Here is a 3701-nt window from a genome sequence, read left to right on the forward strand (position 1 = left end):
ACGACCGGCCTCCCCCGCACTGCCAGACAGCGCGACGCGGCCGGGCTCCCGGCCGGGCTCCCCCGTATCCCCGTCCGTATGCTTCATATAAAACATTCGTTCCGTATCCGCAGATGTTTCACGTGAAACATCTGCACGGATCGTCTGCTCGCGGATATTCGGCCCGCCGCCATCCCGGGCGCTCATGCGCGCACCAGCGCGACGAAGCCTCGGAACGCGCGGTCCATGCGCTCGCGCAGCTCCTCGTCGGAGAGCTGCGCGCCCGTGGCCAGCATCGCGGCCATGCCGTGCACGTAGACGATCATGTCGAGGTACAGCTCGCGCGCCGCCTCGGGCGACAGGTTCCCCAGCTCCTCGATGCACGCCTGCACGCCGTCGACGGCGACGCTCTCGTACACCTCCTTGAAGCCCGTCGCCTCCATATGGGGCGACAGGTACAGGAAGTGGAACAGCGGCCGCTCCTCGCGCGCGAGCCGCAGGTGCGCGAGGCCGTTGGACTCGAAGGCGTTGCACCCGTCGTGCTCGTGCTCGCGGTTGTACGCCGCGACCCAGGCGCGGGCGTGGCCGTACAGCTGCCGCACCAGCTCCCCCATGTCGCCGAACAGGCTGTAGATCGGCTGCACCGAGCATCCCGCCCGCTGCGCCACCGACCGCGCGCTCAGCGCCGCCTCGCCCTGCTCGCGCACGACGGCAAGCGCCGCGTCGAGCACTGCCTCCCTGGTCACCCGCTGCTCCGGCATGGCCGCCTCCTTCACATAACACTTGTTATATTACATTCGTAATATAACAAGCTCGCGCCCATCGGTCAAGGGAAGAGGCGGGGCGGGATGCCAAAAAAGGAAAAAAAAAGGGGGGGGGGTGCCCATGGGTGGGCAGGACGGGACGCCAATGGATGGGCGGGACGCTTTTGGAAACGCCTCCGTTTCACCTCCCCAACGGGCCGCCATCGGGAAAGGCACGGCTCCCTTTCGGAACCGTTATGCGAAATCAAACGCGCGGCTCGGGCCCTACAATCGGCGCTGAATCGAACACCTGCGAAAGGAGAACCGTTCATGAAGAACATCGAGGAACGCCGCAACCGCACCATCGCCCGCGAGGCGAACTACCACGCGAGCATGCGCGCGCCGCACATCGACAAGACGGCCATCAGCCCTTATGACGATTACTGCGACGGCTACGGCATGCCGGGCGCCTACGGCAACGGCTACGTGTCCGTGCTGAAGGTGTCGGCCGGCACGGTGGAGAAGACCAACGACGCGCTCATCGACACCATCGTCACCTACGACAAGGCGGAGACGGCCGACGCCTACATCGGCCAGATCAACATGCTCACGGCCTCCTCGTTCTGCGGCATGGCCGGACAGGTATGGGGCTACGACCTGGCTCGCCACGACGACATCACGTCGGGCAAGAGCCAGCCGCTGTTCACCGAGAAGCAGTTCGACGGCTCCGAGCTCAAGGTGTTCGACGCCGCGCCTCTGCTGGATGCCGGCATCGAGCTGTTCGGCACCGAGAACAACCGCCGCTACCACCCCATCCCCGGCGCGCACACCATCTGCGCCAACAAGGGCGTCACCGCCTACCGACCGAAGGAGGACCGCCCGCTCAAGGCCGGCGAGGCCTACGGCATCTGGTCGTTCATCGCCATCTCGCTGTCCGCCGACCGCGACTTCTCGGCCGACCTGTTCATCGAGGACGCCGGTGTATGGACCGAGAACGACAACGAGGACGACATGATGGCCTTCCTCGAGCAGCACCGCAAGGAGATCGTCTGGTCCGTGGTGGAGTGCGGCCGCGACTCCAACGTGCTGTTCGACCGCACGTACGTGGGCTTCGCGCACCGCATGATGAAGCCGGGCGAGATCGGCAACGCCATCACCGTGGGCCCCTACGTCACGCTTGCCCGCAACGCCGTGCCCACCACGGGCTTCACCTCGCTGAACGACCTGAACCTCTCCGACTGGCTGAAGGAAATGGACTTCGAGTCGCTCACGAACCTCGCGAAGTAGCGCGGAGCTCCCCTATCGCATGACGGCGGGCGCCCGTTGCCCCCGCCGCAACGAAGATCGCCGCGCGCCCGCCTCCCAGCGGGCGCGCCTCTCATGACAAGGACTGGAATCATGGCAGACAATACCTCGACCGGTTCCAGCGGAAGCGCCGCCAAGGCATCCGACAGCTCTAAGAAGGTAGGGCTGATCGGCCTCGTCGGCATCGTCATCAGCGCCATGATCGGCGGAGGCATCTACAACCTCCCCCAGAACATGGCCGCGGACGCCTCCGCTGGAGCCATCATCATCGCCTGGGTGGTCACGGGCATCGGCATCTGGTTCATCGCGAACACGTTCCGCATCCTCTCGGCCGCGCGCCCGGAGCTCACGAACGGCCTGTACACGTACGCCGAGAAGGGCTTCGGCAAGCTCATCGGCTTCTTCGTGGCCTACGGCTACTGGATCTGCAACTGTTTCGCCCTCGTGGCGTACTCGGTGCTGGTCATGGCCACGCTCAACTACTTCGTGCCCGACTTCTCGGGCGGCAACAACATCCCGTCCATCATCGGCGGCTCCATCATCACGTGGATCATGTACCTGCTGGCCCTGCAGGGGGCGAAGTCCACGAGCTTCCTGAACATCATCGGCACCATCGGCAAGCTGCTGCCCGTGGCCATCTTCATCATCGCCGTGGCCACCGTGTTCAAGTTCTCGGTGTTCATGGAGGGCTTCTGGGGCATGAAGGGCGCCGTCGACCTGACGTTCAGCTGGGACAACGTCATGCCGCAGGTGCAGGCCACCATGCTCGTCACGCTGTGGCTCTTCCTGGGGATCGAGGGCGCCGTCGTGGTGTCCGGCAAGGCGAAGTCGCAGGCCGCCGTGCGCAAGGCCACGACCATCGGCTTTCTGGTCACGCTCGCGCTCTACATCATCGTGTCGCTGCTGCCGCTCGGCGTGTACTCGCAGGCCGACGTCGGCGCCATGGCCGACCCGTCCATGGCCGCCATCATGCTGGACAAGTTCGGGAAATGGGGCGAGATCCTGGTGAACGCCGGCGTCATCGTATCGGTGCTGAGCTCCTGGCTCGTGTGGATGCTCATGCTGGGCGAGATGCCGTTGGCCGCCTCGAAGAGCGGCATCTTCCCCAAGGCGTTCGTGAAGGAGAACAAGAAGGGCTCGCCCTCCACCGCGCTTTTGTGGACCACCATCATCGTGCAGATCGTGCTCGTTGTCTCGTTCTTCATCGGCAGCAACGCCTGGACCACCATGATCAGCATCACCAGCGTCATGGCGCTGCCGTGCTATCTGTTCTGCACGCTCTTCCTGTTCAAGATCGCCATCAAGAAAGAGTACCCTAAGGGCATCTTCGCCAGCCGGAACATGGCGGTGTTCACCGGCGCGGCCGGCTCGCTCTACGGCCTGTGGCTCATCTACGCCGCCGGGCTGAACTACCTCATGGTGGCGTGCATCGTGTACGCCGTCGGCCTGCCGCTCTACATCGTGGGCGTGCGCCAGCACGACCCCAAGGCGAAGCTGTTCGCCAAGACCTCCGACAAGGTCATCGTGGCCGTGGTGGTGGCGCTGGGCATTGCCGGGCTCATCTATTCCATCGTCACGTTCGGGCACGTCAAGCTCTAGGCTCGACGGCCACCTCCCGCAGGTAGAGTTCGGGGCGCGCGCCGGCGCGTCCCGGCCCGGGCGCGCCGTCCGGCT

At 65.1% G+C, this 3701-nt stretch carries 3 protein-coding genes; 2 read left to right on the top strand and 1 reads right to left on the bottom strand.

Translation table 11 applies throughout. The features are described from left to right. Positions 1 to 182 precede the first annotated feature (182 nt). Entirely contained in the window at positions 183 to 740 is a 558-nt protein-coding gene (locus tag GPA_RS03420; protein ID WP_041238942.1) for a TetR/AcrR family transcriptional regulator, read from the bottom strand. Positions 741 to 1052: 312 nt separating this feature from the next. Here GPA_RS03420 and hdcA point away from each other — a divergent pair, with 312 nt between their 5' ends. Further along, on the top strand, positions 1053 to 2009 hold the full coding sequence (gene hdcA, locus GPA_RS03425; RefSeq protein ID WP_015538940.1) for a histidine decarboxylase, pyruvoyl type: 957 nt from the start codon (positions 1053 to 1055) through the stop codon (positions 2007 to 2009). Positions 2010 to 2120: 111 nt separating this feature from the next. Further along, the gene (locus tag GPA_RS03430; protein ID WP_015538941.1) at positions 2121 to 3626 is read left to right on the top strand and encodes a basic amino acid/polyamine antiporter; all 1506 of its coding nucleotides are present in this window, start codon (positions 2121 to 2123) and stop codon (positions 3624 to 3626) included. Positions 3627 to 3701: the final 75 nt, after the last annotated feature.

This window comes from Gordonibacter pamelaeae 7-10-1-b (assembly GCF_000210055.1).
Classification (GTDB): Bacteria; Actinomycetota; Coriobacteriia; order Coriobacteriales; family Eggerthellaceae; genus Gordonibacter; species Gordonibacter pamelaeae.